Source organism: Anoxybacillus tengchongensis (assembly GCF_014201585.1).
Taxonomy (GTDB): Bacteria; Bacillota; Bacilli; order Bacillales; family Anoxybacillaceae; genus Anoxybacillus; species Anoxybacillus tengchongensis.
Genome location: NZ_JACHES010000015.1, coordinates 32,671 through 48,557 on the forward strand (window position 1 = coordinate 32,671; position 15,887 = coordinate 48,557).

A 15,887-nucleotide genomic window follows, 5' to 3' on the forward strand; every position below is an offset into this window, starting at 1 on the left:
TTTTATTTCTTTGATTTTCCGTATGTGTCAATGCTTAACTTCACGTTGATTTGCCCTAGCGTATCCTTTGTCAGTGGAACTAATCCGTTTGTCGTATATTTCTTCCAGTCCTTCACATTTTGACGATACAAGGCGTTCGATAGTTGCAAAGTATCAATCTGTTTTTTTACACCGAGCTCGAATAAGCTTTTTATCTCTTTTTCGACCGTTTTTGAGGCGTATTCAATAATTTGTTTCTCAGACATGTGCTCGCGCAGTTCAATAATGCTTCCCGTAGCTTGCACATGAACGGTAAACAAAGGGCGACCATTTTTTATTTTGTACGATATGCTTGCCTTTGGTTCACGTACAACGAGCGTACCGATCATTTTACCATTTGGCTGAATGTAAATCGGTGTTCGCCCCGTGCCTTTCGTCACCCATCGTAAACCATCGAGTTTATGGCGTGGGACACATGCTTGTTTGTTGTAGCGATGTAAAAAACAGACACCATCCATTTTTAACATCGGTTTCTTTTTTTTATTTTCTGTCCAACTTTTCTCCTCAACTGTAAGGGAAGGGAGAGGGAAAAGAGCCGCTTTTTCGTTTGAAGCGGCAACGAGTTGATTGAGCCGTTTTGGTTGAATAAATGAACTTTGTTCGTAAATATCTGTCGGATTAGCGAGCAACGAAAAATATGGTGAATAGTCTAAAAACGGTGTTGTTTCAAAAATGAGTTCGATCGGTTGTTTCGTAGCGAATGCCCAAATCGTATGACGAATTTCATTGTAACGATCAAGCACATCGATCACGTCGCGTACAAGCCCTTTTTTGAGTGCCCGTTCTGTAAAGACGATCCCTTTGACATGTCCCCATGACACACCTTGTTGGATCGCTTGATACAAGCGATCGGTTGCCACGTTAAACGTCTCTCCTGTTGCTTTTCCGATCGTAACCGTTGATTTTTGTCTTCCACCGCCCGCTTCGACTTTCGCAAGTCCTGTAAAACTAATAAGTTGAGCATAAGCGACGACCTGCCCGTCTTCATAGTCCACACCGATCACATGAATATATGCAAGATGATCAATTTCTTTCATCCCCCAACACCCTGTTAAAAATAAACAAAAACAACAAATGATTAGCCTTGTCATGCTTCGTCACCTGGTGTATTATCATTCGTCTTTAACATTTTTGGACGTATTTTAAATTTTTTCCATCCGCTCGTAATCACTACTTTCCATATATCTCCTGTTGCTGGGGAAAGCGGTGCTAAATACGGAACGCCAAACGATGTTAAATTTGCCGTATAAACGAGAAGAAAGAACATGGATGTAATAAAACCGAAAAGTCCAAGCATCGCTGAAGCGGCAAGGACGATAAAACGTAAAATGGACACTGTTCCAGCAAGTGATTGATTGACGAGCGTAAACGTCGCAATAACAGATGTTGCGATAACAACGAGTGTGCCAGGTGCTGCAAGCCCTGCGTTTATCGCTGCTTGCCCGATAATTAAACCACCAACGACTGATAACGTTTGTCCAATGGCAATCGGGAGCCGCATCCCTGCTTCTTTAAAAATTTCAAATAAACTAACCATAATAAACGCTTCAAGTGGAGCAGGGAGCGGTACCCCTTGTCTTGCAAGTGTGATGGTGGCTAGCAACGTAAACGGTAGTTGGTCTTGATGATATGTTACAATTGCGACCCAAAGCCCTGGTAAAAAAACGGCGACGCTGACGCCAATGAGCCGAATGATTCGCTGAAACGTAACGAACACAAATGATGTGCTATTGTCTTCCGATGTATTTAACAAAAATGTTAAATTGGTCGGGCCGATTAATGCGGTCGGTGATCCGTCGATAAAGACAGCAAATCGTCCGTTCAATAGCGCATTGACAACAAAATCAGGACGACCAGAGTAAGCGAAAACAGGAAATAAAGAAACATATTTTTCGCTTAACAATTCCTCTAATTGGTTTGTTCCGGTTAAGGCGTCAATGTTAATGGTACTTAAGCGTCGCTTTAATTCGACTACTGTTTCTTGATTAATAATATCTTGAATATATAAAATATCGACTTTCGTTCGGCTTCGTTTGCCGACTAATACTTGTTCAACGTGTAAACTACTCGTTTTTAACCGTTTCCGCACGAGCGCCACATTTTTCGCCACTTCTTCAATAAAACCGTCCTTCGGTCCACGAATCGACACTTCTGTATTTGGTTCTTCTGGGTTTCGGTTCGGTGGATTGGCAAGAGAAATAGAATACATGGCACCCGCTTCCACGAAATAAATGACTAAATCTCCGTTAAAAACGATAAAATCGAGCTGTTGGGCAGAAACAGATTTGCCGATTAAATGAAGCGGCATTTGTTTATATTTTTCAATGTCTGTGACTGAATATAGCGGATATTGTTGTCCCATACGCGTAATGGTTGGGAAAACAAATTGTTTCAGTAACTTTGTGTCACATAATTCTTCACAATAAATGAAAATAAGCGATAGCGGCTTTCGTTCCTCTGAATAAATGGTAGCGGGAATGATTACAACATCTTTACATTGAGCAAAGTGTTCTTTTAACGTTCGTTCATCAACAATGATTTCAGCAGTCATGATGCGGACGCTCTCCTTTCTTTTATACGTATTGCTAACGCTAGGACGAACAATAACGTCGCAAGAAAACAAATGAAGAAAAACGAAATCGGTAACAGCCATTTTTTTAACGTATGAAAAAATGTATAATCGCTCATCGGCGTCATCGCCGCAAAGAAAATAACGGTGTATACGAATAGTAAAATCCATCGTCGCGATGTTTTATTTGTAATATGAAATAGCTCGGGAATGAGCGCTGTCGCAAGTGAAATACGAATAAACGCCCCCGCTAGCCATTGATAGACCGATAAAAAATCAAAATGCTCTAAATACGTTCCTAAGTTCACCATTCGCCATTGTTCAAAAGCCGGATAACGTAAATGGCTCGCTTCTGCCGGTCCAAATTCTGTAATGGCCCCGATTGTCGGTCCAAGTGATAAGCTGGCAGCTACAACCCCAAACAAAACGAGTTTCATAAAAGAAATGTTCGTTTTCATTTGTTGTTGCATAAATAGTAAAAGAACAATTTCTCCATAGCCAGCAGCGACATACATGACTCCTTTCCACACCGGTTCCCATCCGTTCTCAAGCATCGGCTTTAACAGTTCATAATTTTTATGTGGGGTCGTCGCTAAAGCAACAAAAATGCCGAACAATACGACGAAAGGTAAAAGAATGCCAGATGTTTTCGCGATCGATGGCAAACCAATCGACGCGTTATAAAAACAAATGATGCAAAGTGTAACGACAATTGCCCAGTTTGGTGTAGCTGTTAAGTACGATGTTGTTGTGAACGTTGTCGTATCCTTTAATGTCACAATGCTAATGATAAGTAAATATAAACATGTGACAGAAGCGATAAAATAAGCAATTGGTGCCCCTATATTTTCTTTTAGCCATTGAAAGATATGTGTTTGTTGCGATTGTTTTATAGGGAAATAAATAACAGGGAGAAATATGATAAGCAATATAAGTCCGATGACGGTTGATATCCATGCATCACGTCCGGCAATTTCAAGCAACACAGGAATGATGATAACGTGATTCATCAGTCCAATTGATAACATTAAAACGAATAGCATTTGCACTGTATTCATAAGCACACACCTTTTATCTCTTTGTATTTTTTATCGTTTCCAAGTTGGGAAATGATATGCATTGTCACCATCTAGGCTTGCTTCACCATATAAATAAAAAAGTAGTTGTGCTACAATAAATGAAGTGAATGAACAGTTGAGGAGGAACGAACATGAAAATCACATTAGGCGTATTATACGGCGGCAAATCGCCTGAACATAAAGTATCGTTACAAACGGCACGCTCTGTCATTAATGCGGTAAATAAAGAAAAGTTTACAGTTGTTCCGATTTACATTACGACAGATGGGGAATGGTTGCGCGGTGAGGCGATTGAAGGGGAAGTGAAAGATGTCAACCAGCTCGCTTTTCAACAAGGTTTACCAGCGCTCGCGTCTATTGCAAACGGCATTGATGTTATTTTTCCTCTTTTACACGGGCCGAACGGAGAAGATGGAACGGTACAAGGAATGTTAGAATTATTAAACGTACCGTATGTCGGAAACGGTGTGCTAGCATCGGCTGTCGGTATGGATAAAATTGTGATGAAACAACTGTTTGCGCAAGCGGGGCTAAAACAAGCGCGTTATGTTTTTTTCTTAAAAAAAGAGTGGGAAAAGCATAAAGAAACCGTATATGAAACGGTAGAGCGGGAACTTAGTTATCCGTGTTTTGTGAAGCCAGCTAACGCAGGTTCAAGTGTAGGAATAAGTAAATGTAAAAACCGTGAACAATTGCAAATAGCTTTTCAAGAGGCGTTTCGTTACGATCGAAAAGTCATCGTGGAGGAAGCGATTATTGGTCGGGAAGTGGAAATTGGCGTGATCGGAAACGATGAGCCGACTTGTTCAGTTGTCGGGGAAATTGTGCCGAAAAAAGAATTTTATGATTACGAAGCAAAATATGTCGATGGAAATACAGAGTTAGTCATCCCAGCAAACATTACGGATCAAGAATATGAAACGATAAAACAAATGGCACTTACCGCTTTTAAAGTGCTCGATTTAGCCGGATTAGTCCGAGCTGACTTTTTCTTGACAGCAGATGGTGAAGCATATATTAACGAAGTCAATACGATGCCGGGATTTACCCCTTTTAGCATGTTCCCGCTTTTATGGAAACATACAGGTGTATCGTATGAGGAGTTAATTGAACGTCTTATTCAACTGGCGATCGAGCGATATGAAGAAAAACAAAATATTACGTACGTATTTTAAGGTGATCATATGCTTACACGTTCACTAGCTGATGTTCAAATGATGATTCCGGGAAGTATGATTGATGAGCGATATGCTTCTGTTGTGATTCATGGTGTGTCAACAGATACGCGCACAATTGAGCGAGGAAATTTATATGTTCCGCTAAAAGGGGCCACGTTCAACGGCCATCAGTTTGTGAAGGAGGCGTTTGACAAAGGAGCAGTCGCTGCGCTATGGAGCAAACATGAGCCGAACGCCCCGACAGATGTGCCGCTCATTTTTGTTGAAGATTCACTCGTTGCATTGCAACAGCTGGCTCATGCGTATCGAAAACAACTTCGTACACGTATTATCGGGGTGACTGGAAGCAACGGAAAAACGACAACGAAAGATATGATTGCATCACTGCTTGGGACAGTATATCGTGTGCAAAAGACAGAAGGGAATTTAAACAATCATATCGGTGTGCCACTGACATTGCTTCGTTTAAAAGAAGAAACAGAGTATGCCGTCGTTGAAATGGGGATGAGCGGCTTTGGAGAAATTGAGTTACTTTCTACCCTCGCAGAGCCTGACATTGCAGTGATTACAAACATTGGTGAATCGCATTTACAAGAGCTCGGTTCACGTGAAGGAATTGCAACAGCGAAGTTTGAAATTGTAAAAGGCCTAAAGCGTGACGGACTGTTTATTTATCACGGGGATGAACCGCTGTTGCAAACACGTGTGGAAAACACTAATCTTTCGCATGTTCAAACGTTTGGAGTGGAACGAACAAACGATTATTATCCGCTAGACATTCGTGTTCAAGCGGACGGAACGACGTTTAAGGTAAATTGTTGGCCAGACGAGACGTTTCATATGCCTCTTATTGGTCGGCACCATGTGATGAATGCGCTAGCAGCGATTGCGGTTGCACGTTTCGCTTCTGTTGATGTGGCTCATATGAAAGAAGGTTTTTTACGTTTATCTGTAACAAAAATGCGTACAGAAGTCATAAAGCGTCCTGACGGGGTAACAATTATTAACGATGCATATAACGCCAGTCCGACATCGATGCGCGCTGCGCTTGAATTGCTTGGACAATTGACTGGATATCGTAAAAAAATAGCCATTGTTGGCGACATGCTTGAATTAGGTGAACAAGAAATTACTTTTCATGAACAAATTGGCGAGATGATCGATCCGCAAAAAATAGATTATGTGTTGACATACGGTGAGCGTGCAAAGGCAATTGCTGAGCAAGCGAGCAAGCGATTTAGCAAAGGGCATGTTCGTTCTTATGACGATAAGGCGAAGCTAGCAGCGGATGTGCAAAAAATGATAGAAGCAGGTGACATCATTTTACTAAAGGCATCTCGGGGGATGAGACTAGAGGAAATCATTTCTTTGTTAAATAAATAAAAAGAAGCGTTCAATTTGTTGAAAACATATGCATAAAATGGTATGATGAACGAGAGCTGTTTACGGAATGAATTTCAACAAGGCACTTCCGTCTATACGGGAATGCCTTTTTTCGTAAGTTATTTGAAGAAGGAGTATGAAAACATTGGTTACATTTAAAGAATTTGGATTAAGTCCAGAGTTGATGAAAGCAGTTAGTAAAATGGGATTCGAAGAGGCAACGCCAATTCAAGCGGCAACGATTCCGCTTAGTTTGCAAAATCGTGATGTCATTGGTCAAGCGCAAACAGGAACAGGAAAGACGGCAGCGTTTGGTATCCCACTTATTGAAAAAATTGATATGAACAACGATGCGGTGCAAGCAATCGTTGTTGCGCCGACGCGAGAACTAGCCATTCAAGTATCCGAAGAACTATATAAAATTGGTTCAACGAAGCGTGTGCGCGTTTTGCCGATTTATGGAGGACAAGATATTGAACGTCAAATTCGCGCATTAAAAAAACATCCACATATTATTGTCGGTACACCGGGACGGGTGCTTGATCACATTCAACGTCGTACGCTCCGTTTACAAAATGTGCATACGGTCGTATTAGACGAGGCGGATGAAATGTTGAACATGGGCTTCGTTGAAGACATTGAAGCAATTTTAAGCCATGTGCCAACAGAGCGTCAGACACTTCTTTTCTCAGCGACGATGCCTGAACCGATTCGTCGTATTGCTGAACGATTTATGAACAATCCAGAGCTCGTTCGCGTAAAAGCAAAAGAAATGACGGTTCCAAACATTGAACAATATTACATTGAAATTCAAGAGAAGAAAAAGTTTGATACGTTAACTCGCTTATTAGATATTCAATCCCCTGAATTAGCGATCGTTTTCGGAAGAACGAAGCGCCGTGTCGATGAGCTAGCAGAAGCTCTCAATTTGCGTGGCTATACGGCAGAGGGGATTCATGGTGATTTAAGCCAGGCAAAGCGTTTATCCGTATTGCGTAAGTTTAAAGAAGGTTCTATTGATATTTTAGTGGCGACAGACGTAGCTGCACGTGGTTTGGATATTTCTGGTGTCACACACGTGTACAATTTCGACATTCCACAAGACCCAGAAAGCTATGTTCATCGTATCGGTCGGACAGGGCGTGCTGGTAAGACAGGAATGGCGATTACGCTTGTTACTCCACGTGAAATCGGACAGTTGCACCACATTGAAAAAACGACGAAACGAAAAATGGAACGTATGAAACCACCAACGTTAGATGAGGCGCTTGAAGGTCAACAACGAGCAGCAATTGAAAAATTGCTTGAGACGATCGAGCATAACAATTTATCGTTTTATAAACGCGCCGCAGAAGAATTGTTGGAAGAACACGACTCTGTTTCGCTTGTTGCCGCGTGTATTAAAATGTTAACAAAAGAACCGGATATGACGCCGGTGCAGTTGACAGAAGAACCGCCAATTATGAAAAAAGAGAAGAAGCGGCAAGTACAAACGCGCCAACGTCGAAACGAGACGCGAGGCCGTGGATCGAAAACGCGCACAAAACGATAGAAGCTGTCTGAACAGATAGCTTCTTTTTCTTTATTTGGAGGGATACGAGATGATTATCGGCATTGGTATTGATATTGTCGAATTAAATCGCATTGCAGAGCTAATAAACCGACAGCCGAAATTGATTGAACGTGTTTTAACAGACAATGAACGTAATTGTCTTCATGACCGATCAGCAAAGCGAAAAATTGAATTTGTGGCAGGGCGATTTGCCGCAAAAGAGGCGTACGCGAAAGCGTTAGGGACGGGGATTGGTGCCCATGTTTCTTTTCGGGATATTGAAATAAAAAATGACGAAAATGGCAAACCGTATATTGTTTCTTCTTCTCCAGATGAACGTGTACACGTTTCCATTTCACATAGCGAACATTATGCGGTGGCCCAAGTAATTATTGAACGCTTGTCAAGCTAGTCTGCATATTCTCCCGTTTGATCTCATATGATGGCTTATGAAGGAAGTCCAAATGAGGTAAAGGGGTTGAAAAAATGAGACGAACATGGCTTTTTTGGTGCCTACTTCTTTTCGTTGTAGGCAGTCTGGCCGCTTGCGGAGAAAAGTCGCAACAAGATGTGTTAAAAGCGCTCGATGAGAAAGTACAAACGATGTCTGGGTACAAAGCCGAAGCAAAAATGACGCTTCAGACAGGGACGGAGCCACAAGTGTATGAAATCGAAATTTGGCATAAGTCCCCAAATTACTATCGTGTGAACTTGAAAAATGCTCAGCGTGATCAACATCAAATGATTTTGCGTAACGACGAAGGAGTATTTGTATTGACGCCTGCACTAAATAAAAGTTTTCGTTTTCAAAGCGACTGGCCGCAAAACGCAAGTCAAGTGTATTTGTATGAATCGCTCGTAAAAGACATTTTAGCCGACTCGAAAGCAGATTTTAAAGCAACAAAAAACCATTACGTATTCCAGACAAAAACAAATTATGAAAACAAGAAAATGCTACCAAAACAAGAGATCACATTAAATAAAAAAGATTTAACGCCAGTGAAAGTGACCGTCATGGACATTGACTCACAACCGATGTTGACTGTGGAATTTTCAAAAGTAGAATGGAATGCTGCGTTTGACGATAACGCTTTTGATGTAAGTAAAAATATGACGAGAGCGAAGTTGGAAAATGAACAAGAAGTGACAAAAGAAGCTAATCAACAAGCAGTGCCAGTTATGTATCCGACATATGAACTCGACGGTGTGAAACTTGTCGAAGAAAAAGAATTTACAACAGCAAACGGGAAACGAATTGTTATGACATTTTCTGGGGAAAAATCGTTTACGCTTGTACAAGAAAAAGCCCATGCTGTGCCGACGGCAAACGTATCGACAACGGTTAAGGGTGAGCCTGTTGATTTAGGATTTGCCGTTGGAGCGCTGGCAAATGGCACATTGACGTGGACGTATAAAGGTGTCGATTTTATTCTTGCTTCACAAGATTTAACGAAAGATGAGATGGTTGCGATTGCTCGTTCAGTGCAAGGCAAGGTGATGAAGTAAGACTCGCGCGGCGGGTCTTTATTTTTTTGTTGACATGATGCAAGGACAAAAGAAATAATCAAACGTGAACATATTTTTGAAGGGGTATGAAGGATGGACCGAGCATTTTATCGCGATACGTGGGCAGAAATTGATTTAGATGCAATTTTTTATAATGTGCAATCGATGAAACAACACGTTGGGACTCAAGTCGATGTCATTGCTGTTGTCAAAGCAAACGCTTATGGACATGGAGATATTCAAGTAGCGAAAACAGCGCTTGAAGCAGGTGCAACACATTTAGCCGTAGCCTTTTTAGATGAAGCGCTCGCGCTAAGAAAAAAAGGACTCCCTTTAAACGTCCCGATTATCGTACTTGGGGCAACAAACCCTTCATATGCGCCGTTAGCGGCTAGCCAAAATATTGCTTTAACAATTTTTCGAGTGGATTGGTTAGAGCAAGCGATGATGTATGCCCCATATGACCGGCCATTGAACGTTCATATGAAGTTGGATACGGGGATGGGACGATTGGGAGCGAAAACAAAAGAAGAAGTACAGCAGATGGTACACATGCTTAAACAACATACATGTTTTGTGCTTGAAGGAGTATATACCCATTTTGCGACAGCCGATGAACAAAATGCGGACTATTTCTCATTTCAATACGATACATTTCTACACATGCTAGAATGGTTACCGATTAAGCCACCGCTCATCCATTGTGCCAATAGCGCAGCGGCATTACGCTATCCTGATCGTGTATTTAATGCAGTTCGTTTCGGTATTTCTATGTATGGATTGACACCGTCACAAGAGATGAAACCATTCTTGCCGTATCCATTAAAAGAAGCGTTCTCGCTCCATAGCCGTTTAACGCACGTAAAAAAGGTGAAGGCAGGGGAAAAAATTAGTTACGGGGCGACATATGCCGCAGAAGCGGATGAATGGATTGGTACGGTTCCGATTGGCTATGCAGACGGTTGGTTGCGTCGCATGCAGCACTTTTCTGTCCTTGTTGATGGAAAACGAGCTCCGATTGTTGGGAGGATTTGTATGGATCAAATGATGATTCGTTTACCTTACGAACTTCCAATTGGTACAAAAGTAACGCTTATTGGTGAACAACAAGGGGACCGTATTTCCATTGATGATGTTGCAGCACATGTAAATACGATTAATTATGAAATTCCTTGTACAATTAGTTATCGTGTCCCCCGTATTTTTTTGAAAAACAAGAGTATAATTGAAGTGAGAAATGCGGTATTATAGTAGATGGGTGCAACGAGAACGATCGTTTTCGAAAAATTTCTACAAAAAATGGACGAATGATGCTGGAAATGACTTTGCATCATGAAGATGAAATGGTATGATGTAAATTGGGAGCGACTATGTGGTTGTAGTTTAGTTGGAGGTGTGTGTTTGTGTCTGAATCCAGCGCAACAACAGAAATTGTTATTCGGTTACCGCAGGCGTTAGTGAGCGAATTAGATGGCATTGTGAAGCAAGAAAATGGCAACCGAAATGAACTTATTTATCAAGCGATGAAGATGTACATTCGTGAGCGGAAAAAACGTCAAATTCGAGAAGCGATGAGACGTGGGTATATGGAGATGGCGAAAATTAATTTGTCGCTTGCGTCGGAAGCTTTTCTTGCGGAATATGAAGCTGACCACACCGTTGAACGCTTAGTTAGCGGGGGGTAATCTTTTGATTGTCAAACGTGGTGACGTGTATTTTGCCGATCTTTCTCCAGTAGTTGGATCAGAGCAAGGGGGCGTGCGCCCTGTGCTTGTTATTCAAAATGACATTGGGAACCGTTTCAGTCCAACCGTCATTGTTGCTGCCATTACTGCGCAAATCCAAAAAGCGAAGTTGCCTACACATGTTGAAATCGACGCAAAGCGCTACGGATTTGAACGGGACTCTGTCATTTTGCTTGAACAAATTCGGACGATTGATAAACAACGTCTGACAGATAAGATTACCCATCTAGATGACGAGATGATGGATAAAGTAGATGAAGCGTTGCAAATTAGTCTTGGTCTTATTGATTTTTAATATGTTGGGAAAATAGCTACGTTGTGTAGCTATTTTTGTTTAGGGGAGGAATTTTGTTTGGAGCTATTAAAGCAATTGGCTACGAAATTAAACATTCCATTTGTGCATGTGCAACAAGTCATTCAACTTCATGAGGAAGGAAACACAATTCCATTTATTGCTCGTTACCGAAAAGAAATGACTGGTGCGCTCGATGAAGTACAAATTCGAACCATTTTAGATGAATGGAATTACTTGCAAAACTTAGCGAAGCGAAAAGAAGAAGTCATTCGTCTAATCGATGAGCAAGGAAAGTTAACGGACGAACTGAAAGAAGCGATTACGAGAGCAACGAAATTACAAGAAGTGGAAGATTTATACCGCCCATATAAACAAAAACGGCGAACAAAGGCAACAATTGCCAAAGAAAAAGGGCTCGAACCTTTTGCGGAATGGTTGTTGACGTTCCCGAGCGAACCCATCATAGAACGAGCACAAAGGTTTATTGATTCACAAAAAGAAGTACATACGGTTGAAGAAGTCATTCAAGGTGCAAAAGATATTATCGCTGAAAAAGTGTCAGATGACGCTGCGCTTCGTCAATGGATTCGTCAACAAACGTGGCAAATGGGTACGATTGTTTCTTTTGGAAAAGAAATAGAAAAAGACGAAAAGCGTGTATTTGAAATGTATTACGATCATCAGGAACCGATCGCCAAAGCACCTGCTCATCGTGTTTTAGCGATGAATCGTGGTGAAAAAGAAGGAATTTTACGCATTGCCATTGACGTAGATGGAAACCGAATGATTGAGTACATTCGTAAAAAAGTCATAACAAATGAGCAATCGCCGGCGGTTGACATTGTAGCTGAAGCGATTGAAGATGCATATAAACGTTTAATTGCCCCATCCATTGAACGAGATGTGCGAAATGAGCTGACAGAACACGCAGAAGAACGGGCCATTCACATTTTCGCTGAAAACTTGCGCAATTTATTGTTGCAACCACCATTAAAAGGGAAAGTTGTTTTAGGAGTAGATCCAGCGTATCGTACAGGATGTAAGTTAGCTGTTGTCGATGAAACCGGAAAGGTACTTCATATTGATGTCATTTACCCACATCCGCCGAAAAATGAGGTGGAAAAATCAAAAGAAAAATTAAAGCAATTACTTCATACATACCGAGTGGAGTTGATTGCCATCGGCAACGGAACGGCATCGCGAGAAACGGAGCAGTTTATCGCTGATACAATTGCAGAGTGGGAAGGAAACGTGTTTTATTTGATTGTCAACGAAGCGGGGGCAAGTGTATATTCTGCATCAGATTTAGCACGCAAAGAGTTTCCGCATTTGCAAGTCGAGGAGAGAAGCGCTGTCTCGATTGCCCGGCGCGTGCAAGATCCACTTGCCGAATTAGTAAAAATTGATCCAAAGTCTGTTGGGGTCGGCCAATATCAACATGACGTGTCACAAAAAAAGCTAGAACAGTCGTTGCAGTTTGTTGTTGAAACAGTCGTGAACCAAGTGGGTGTAAACGTCAATACCGCTTCCCCAACGTTATTGCAATATGTATCTGGTCTAACGAAGACTGTGGCTGAAAATATAGTCAAATATCGCGAAGAGTATGGGAAGTTTACTAATCGAATGCAATTAAAATGTATACCGCGCCTTGGGGCTAAAACGTATGAACAATGTATCGGTTTTTTGCGTATTTTAGACGGAGATGAGCCGTTAGACCGCACGCCGATTCATCCCGAGCGATATGAAGAAGTGCATCAATTGTTGCATCGACTTGGCTTTTCAACAGAAGCGATTGGAAGCGAGCAGTTGCGAAGTGCGCTTGAAGCGATCAGCATCGAAGAAGTAGCACAAGAACTTAATATCGGAATACTGACACTTCAAGATATTATCGATGCGCTGAAGCGTCCAGAGCGCGATCCTCGTGATGATTTGCCTAAACCAATCTTAAAGCAACATGTGTTAAAAATGGAGGACTTGAAAAAAGGAATGGAATTAGAGGGGACGGTACGAAACGTTGTCGATTTTGGTGTATTTGTAGATATTGGTGTGAAGCAGGATGGGCTTGTTCATATTTCGAAATTAAGCAATCGATATGTGAAACATCCACTTGATGTCGTATCAGTAGGAGATATTGTTAAAGTATGGGTCGATTCGGTCGATTTGCAAAAAGAACGCATCGCTTTAACAATGATTCCACCAACATCGGAAAACACACTGTCATGAGCAGTGTGTTTTCCGATAAAAAAACCAACATTGATTGAGAAGTTTAATTTGAGCGCGATTTTTCTCATAATATGCACGTCGCATTTGCTTTTTTAGCCACATCGGCATAATGATCACCTTCAAATTATTTTTTGTTATGTTATGAGTAAAAAAGTCCAATGGTGAAAGGACGGAAATAAAATGAATGAGCGCGAGTTACAAGCGCTTGTTGAGCGCATATCATTACATGTATTTCATAAGCCATTTCGCCATCGAGCGATATTTAACGATCGTTTAAGAACGACTGGCGGAAGATACATTCTTTCTACGCATCATATTGAACTAAATCGAAAATATTACGAACAATACGGGGAAGACGAATTTATTCAAATCATCAAACACGAGTTATGCCATTACCATTTGCACCTTGAAGGAAAAGGGTATCGCCATCGCGATCGTGACTTTCGGGAACTATTGAAAAAAGTGCAAGCGCCACGCTTTTGTAAACCTATTGTATTACCGAAGAAAGGGAAAACGTATTATTACGAATGCACATCATGTCGTTATATGTACGTGCGAAGAAAAGCAGTAGATACAACTCGATACGTATGTGGTTTTTGTCGAGGGAAATTGAAAAAAATAAAAAGAGAGTGTTGACAAGCCAAATCCTTATATGCTAAATTATAAAAGCCGTCGTTACTCGACGAAGAAACAAAATAAAAAAGACAGTTGACAGATCAAAAAAGAGTAAATATAATATAAACAGTCCTAATGATTAAGTTATTCCGCAGTAGCTCAGTGGTAGAGCACTCGGCTGTTAACCGAGCGGTCGTAGGTTCGAATCCTACCTGCGGAGCCATTGGAGAAGTACCCAAGTGGCTGAAGGGGACGGTTTGCTAAACCGTTAGGTCGTTCTTTTACGGCGCGCGGGTTCAAATCCCGCCTTCTCCGCCACGAAAATAATAAACATGGCCCGTTGGTCAAGTGGTTAAGACACCGCCCTTTCACGGCGGTAACACGGGTTCGAATCCCGTACGGGTCATCTTTTGGAGTGCTCATTTTGTCCACTCCATTTTATTTCGGAGGATTAGCTCAGCTGGGAGAGCACTTGCCTTACAAGCAAGGGGTCGGCGGTTCGATCCCGTCATCCTCCACTCTTTTGGTCCCGTGGTGTAGTGGTTAACATGCCTGCCTGTCACGCAGGAGATCGCGGGTTCGATCCCCGTCGGGACCGCCACTCAAGAACTGAACTTTTTAAGGGTGTTTGTTGGGCTATAGCCAAGCGGTAAGGCAACGGACTTTGACTCCGTGATGCGCTGGTTCGAATCCAGCTAGCCCAGCCATTAATGTGACGAGCCATTAGCTCAGTAGGTAGAGCACGATCGATTTAGCTTCTTTGAAAAAGCAACAGCGTACCGCTCGAGCTGCTACTTGATTAAGCATACTGAGAGCGGGACGTCAAAAATCTTATTTAAAAACTCTTTTTGAAACGAGCCATTAGCTCAGTAGGTAGAGCATCTGACTTTTAATCAGAGGGTCGGAGGTTCGAGTCCTCCATGGCTCACCATGTATGCGGGTGTGGCGGAATTGGCAGACGCACCAGACTTAGGATCTGGCGCCTTTGGCGTGGGGGTTCAAGTCCCTCCACCCGCACCAGTCGGTCAGTTTCTATCATATGCGGTCGTGGCGGAATGGCAGACGCGCTAGGTTGAGGGCCTAGTGGGGGCAACCCCGTGGAGGTTCAAGTCCTCTCGGCCGCATCAAGAAAAGCTTGACTTTGATTAATGAAACATGATATATTGAAAAGGTCGTTAAAAATGCGCCCGTAGCTCAATTGGATAGAGCATCTGACTACGGATCAGAAGGTTAGGGGTTCGAATCCTCTCGGGCGCGCCATGTTTTTATTATAATGAAGACGGGAAGTAGCTCAGCTTGGTAGAGCACATGGTTTGGGACCATGGGGTCGCAGGTTCGAATCCTGTCTTCCCGACCATTTTGCTAATAATTATGATTATGCGGGTGTAGTTTAGTGGTAAAACCTCAGCCACGAGCGACGCATCGTTGAATAGGCTACGAGTTGCCTCGACGCATCAATCATCCTTGATTTTACGAGTAGAGGAAGAGGCATGATCGTGCGTAGTGATTGGCTCTGATTTAAAATTAATTAACGTGCGGGTGTAGTTTAGTGGTAAAACCTCAGCCTTCCAAGCTGATGTCGTGGGTTCGATTCCCATCACCCGCTTTGATGTTCCTTGAAAACTGAACGAAGCGAAAAGCGTACAAAAGCTAAGGATAACTTTTCTATGGAGAGTTTGATCCTGGCTCAGGACGAACGCTGG

Annotated in this window: 14 protein-coding genes and 12 tRNA genes; 22 read left to right on the forward strand and 4 right to left on the reverse strand. The window is 42.1% G+C overall.

The window, feature by feature from the left end:
* Nucleotides 1–2: 2 nt before the first annotated feature.
* From HNQ82_RS13195 to HNQ82_RS13205, 3 genes are read right to left on the reverse strand one after another with little or no spacing between them, the layout of a single operon-like run.
* On the reverse strand, nucleotides 3–1,130 hold the full coding sequence (locus tag HNQ82_RS13195; RefSeq protein WP_183250215.1) for a Ger(x)C family spore germination protein: 1,128 nt from the start codon (nucleotides 1,128–1,130) through the stop codon (nucleotides 3–5).
* A complete protein-coding gene (locus tag HNQ82_RS13200) occupies nucleotides 1,127–2,590 on the reverse strand; it encodes a spore germination protein (protein ID WP_183250216.1) in 1,464 nt (487 codons plus the stop codon). Before HNQ82_RS13200 ends, HNQ82_RS13195 begins: the two co-directional genes overlap by 4 nt.
* Nucleotides 2,587–3,666: a GerAB/ArcD/ProY family transporter gene (locus HNQ82_RS13205; protein ID WP_183250217.1), complete on the reverse strand. Its 1,080-nt coding sequence runs from the start codon at nucleotides 3,664–3,666 to the stop codon at nucleotides 2,587–2,589. The genes HNQ82_RS13200 and HNQ82_RS13205 overlap by 4 nt, the downstream gene beginning before the upstream one ends.
* A 152-nt stretch (nucleotides 3,667–3,818) precedes the next feature.
* Between HNQ82_RS13205 and HNQ82_RS13210 the strand changes: the two genes are divergently transcribed.
* From HNQ82_RS13210 to HNQ82_RS13250, 9 genes are all read left to right on the forward strand, one after another.
* Nucleotides 3,819–4,862 carry a D-alanine--D-alanine ligase gene (locus HNQ82_RS13210; RefSeq protein WP_183250218.1) on the forward strand — a complete coding sequence of 348 codons (1,044 nt, stop codon included), beginning with the start codon at nucleotides 3,819–3,821 and terminating at the stop codon, nucleotides 4,860–4,862.
* A gap of 9 nt (nucleotides 4,863–4,871) precedes the next feature.
* Complete coding sequence (locus tag HNQ82_RS13215) at nucleotides 4,872–6,248, forward strand: UDP-N-acetylmuramoyl-tripeptide--D-alanyl-D-alanine ligase (protein WP_183250219.1); 1,377 nt, start codon at nucleotides 4,872–4,874, stop codon at nucleotides 6,246–6,248.
* 145 nt (nucleotides 6,249–6,393) lie between these two features.
* Entirely contained in the window at nucleotides 6,394–7,800 is a 1,407-nt protein-coding gene (gene cshA, locus HNQ82_RS13220) for a degradosome RNA helicase CshA (protein WP_246346321.1), read from the forward strand.
* A gap of 49 nt (nucleotides 7,801–7,849) precedes the next feature.
* Nucleotides 7,850–8,212 (forward strand): holo-ACP synthase, encoded by a 363-nt coding sequence (gene acpS / locus HNQ82_RS13225; protein WP_183250220.1) that lies wholly within the window; start codon nucleotides 7,850–7,852, stop codon nucleotides 8,210–8,212.
* A 74-nt stretch (nucleotides 8,213–8,286) separates the two neighbouring features.
* Complete coding sequence (locus HNQ82_RS13230) at nucleotides 8,287–9,306, forward strand: LolA family protein (RefSeq protein WP_183250222.1); 1,020 nt, start codon at nucleotides 8,287–8,289, stop codon at nucleotides 9,304–9,306.
* 93 nt (nucleotides 9,307–9,399) lie between these two features.
* Entirely contained in the window at nucleotides 9,400–10,557 is a 1,158-nt protein-coding gene (alr, locus tag HNQ82_RS13235; protein ID WP_183250224.1) for an alanine racemase, read from the forward strand.
* Between the two features lie 152 nt (nucleotides 10,558–10,709).
* Nucleotides 10,710–10,991 carry a CopG family ribbon-helix-helix protein gene (locus HNQ82_RS13240; RefSeq protein WP_055441975.1) on the forward strand — a complete coding sequence of 94 codons (282 nt, stop codon included), beginning with the start codon at nucleotides 10,710–10,712 and terminating at the stop codon, nucleotides 10,989–10,991.
* 4 nt (nucleotides 10,992–10,995) lie between these two features.
* Nucleotides 10,996–11,346: a type II toxin-antitoxin system endoribonuclease NdoA gene (gene ndoA, locus HNQ82_RS13245; protein ID WP_003253417.1), complete on the forward strand. Its 351-nt coding sequence runs from the start codon at nucleotides 10,996–10,998 to the stop codon at nucleotides 11,344–11,346.
* Nucleotides 11,347–11,403: 57 nt separating this feature from the next.
* Nucleotides 11,404–13,569, forward strand: a complete 2,166-nt coding sequence (locus tag HNQ82_RS13250) for a Tex family protein (RefSeq protein WP_246349065.1) — start codon at nucleotides 11,404–11,406, stop codon at nucleotides 13,567–13,569.
* Here the strand turns inward: HNQ82_RS13250 and cmpA are convergent.
* Complete coding sequence (gene cmpA, locus HNQ82_RS13255) at nucleotides 13,564–13,677, reverse strand: cortex morphogenetic protein CmpA (protein ID WP_171335225.1); 114 nt, start codon at nucleotides 13,675–13,677, stop codon at nucleotides 13,564–13,566. The two genes, HNQ82_RS13250 and cmpA, sit on opposite strands and share 6 nt — an antisense overlap.
* A gap of 72 nt (nucleotides 13,678–13,749) precedes the next feature.
* Here cmpA and HNQ82_RS13260 point away from each other — a divergent pair, with 72 nt between their 5' ends.
* The 13 genes from HNQ82_RS13260 to HNQ82_RS13320 all read left to right on the forward strand — a co-directional run bounded on the left by HNQ82_RS13260 (nucleotide 13,750) and on the right by HNQ82_RS13320 (nucleotide 15,790).
* The gene (locus HNQ82_RS13260; protein ID WP_171335226.1) at nucleotides 13,750–14,205 is read left to right on the forward strand and encodes a SprT family protein; all 456 of its coding nucleotides are present in this window, start codon (nucleotides 13,750–13,752) and stop codon (nucleotides 14,203–14,205) included.
* Nucleotides 14,206–14,332: 127 nt separating this feature from the next.
* A tRNA-Asn gene (locus tag HNQ82_RS13265) sits at nucleotides 14,333–14,407 on the forward strand.
* 2 nt (nucleotides 14,408–14,409) lie between these two features.
* A tRNA-Ser gene (locus HNQ82_RS13270) sits at nucleotides 14,410–14,502 on the forward strand.
* A 16-nt stretch (nucleotides 14,503–14,518) separates the two neighbouring features.
* Nucleotides 14,519–14,590 (forward strand) — tRNA-Glu (locus HNQ82_RS13275).
* Between the two features lie 39 nt (nucleotides 14,591–14,629).
* Nucleotides 14,630–14,702, forward strand: a tRNA-Val gene (locus HNQ82_RS13280).
* Between the two features lie 7 nt (nucleotides 14,703–14,709).
* Nucleotides 14,710–14,785, forward strand: a tRNA-Asp gene (locus tag HNQ82_RS13285).
* A gap of 31 nt (nucleotides 14,786–14,816) precedes the next feature.
* Nucleotides 14,817–14,891 (forward strand) — tRNA-Gln (locus HNQ82_RS13290).
* A 148-nt stretch (nucleotides 14,892–15,039) separates the two neighbouring features.
* Nucleotides 15,040–15,115: transfer RNA gene (locus HNQ82_RS13295), tRNA-Lys, on the forward strand.
* 5 nt (nucleotides 15,116–15,120) lie between these two features.
* Nucleotides 15,121–15,204 (forward strand) — tRNA-Leu (locus tag HNQ82_RS13300).
* Nucleotides 15,205–15,225: 21 nt separating this feature from the next.
* A tRNA-Leu gene (locus tag HNQ82_RS13305) sits at nucleotides 15,226–15,308 on the forward strand.
* A gap of 59 nt (nucleotides 15,309–15,367) precedes the next feature.
* Nucleotides 15,368–15,444: transfer RNA gene (locus HNQ82_RS13310), tRNA-Arg, on the forward strand.
* A 20-nt stretch (nucleotides 15,445–15,464) separates the two neighbouring features.
* Nucleotides 15,465–15,541, forward strand: a tRNA-Pro gene (locus HNQ82_RS13315).
* 178 nt (nucleotides 15,542–15,719) lie between these two features.
* Nucleotides 15,720–15,790 (forward strand) — tRNA-Gly (locus HNQ82_RS13320).
* The last annotated feature ends 97 nt before the right edge of the window (nucleotides 15,791–15,887 follow it).

Bases quoted from the DNA above. Each gene is read 5' to 3' on its own strand.
- HNQ82_RS13260 (WP_171335226.1), top strand. From the start codon at position 13,750: ATGAATGAGCGCGAGTTACAAGCGCTTGTTGAGCGCATATCATTACAT.
- alr (WP_183250224.1), top strand. From the start codon at position 9,400: ATGGACCGAGCATTTTATCGCGATACGTGGGCAGAAATTGATTTAGAT.
- HNQ82_RS13230 (WP_183250222.1), top strand. From the start codon at position 8,287: ATGAGACGAACATGGCTTTTTTGGTGCCTACTTCTTTTCGTTGTAGGC.
- HNQ82_RS13215 (WP_183250219.1), top strand. From the start codon at position 4,872: ATGCTTACACGTTCACTAGCTGATGTTCAAATGATGATTCCGGGAAGT.
- HNQ82_RS13210 (WP_183250218.1), top strand. From the start codon at position 3,819: ATGAAAATCACATTAGGCGTATTATACGGCGGCAAATCGCCTGAACAT.
- HNQ82_RS13200 (WP_183250216.1), bottom strand. From the start codon at position 2,590: ATGACTGCTGAAATCATTGTTGATGAACGAACGTTAAAAGAACACTTT.
- cmpA (WP_171335225.1), bottom strand. From the start codon at position 13,677: ATGCCGATGTGGCTAAAAAAGCAAATGCGACGTGCATATTATGAGAAA.
- HNQ82_RS13205 (WP_183250217.1), bottom strand. From the start codon at position 3,666: ATGAATACAGTGCAAATGCTATTCGTTTTAATGTTATCAATTGGACTG.
- acpS (WP_183250220.1), top strand. From the start codon at position 7,850: ATGATTATCGGCATTGGTATTGATATTGTCGAATTAAATCGCATTGCA.
- HNQ82_RS13195 (WP_183250215.1), bottom strand. From the start codon at position 1,130: ATGACAAGGCTAATCATTTGTTGTTTTTGTTTATTTTTAACAGGGTGT.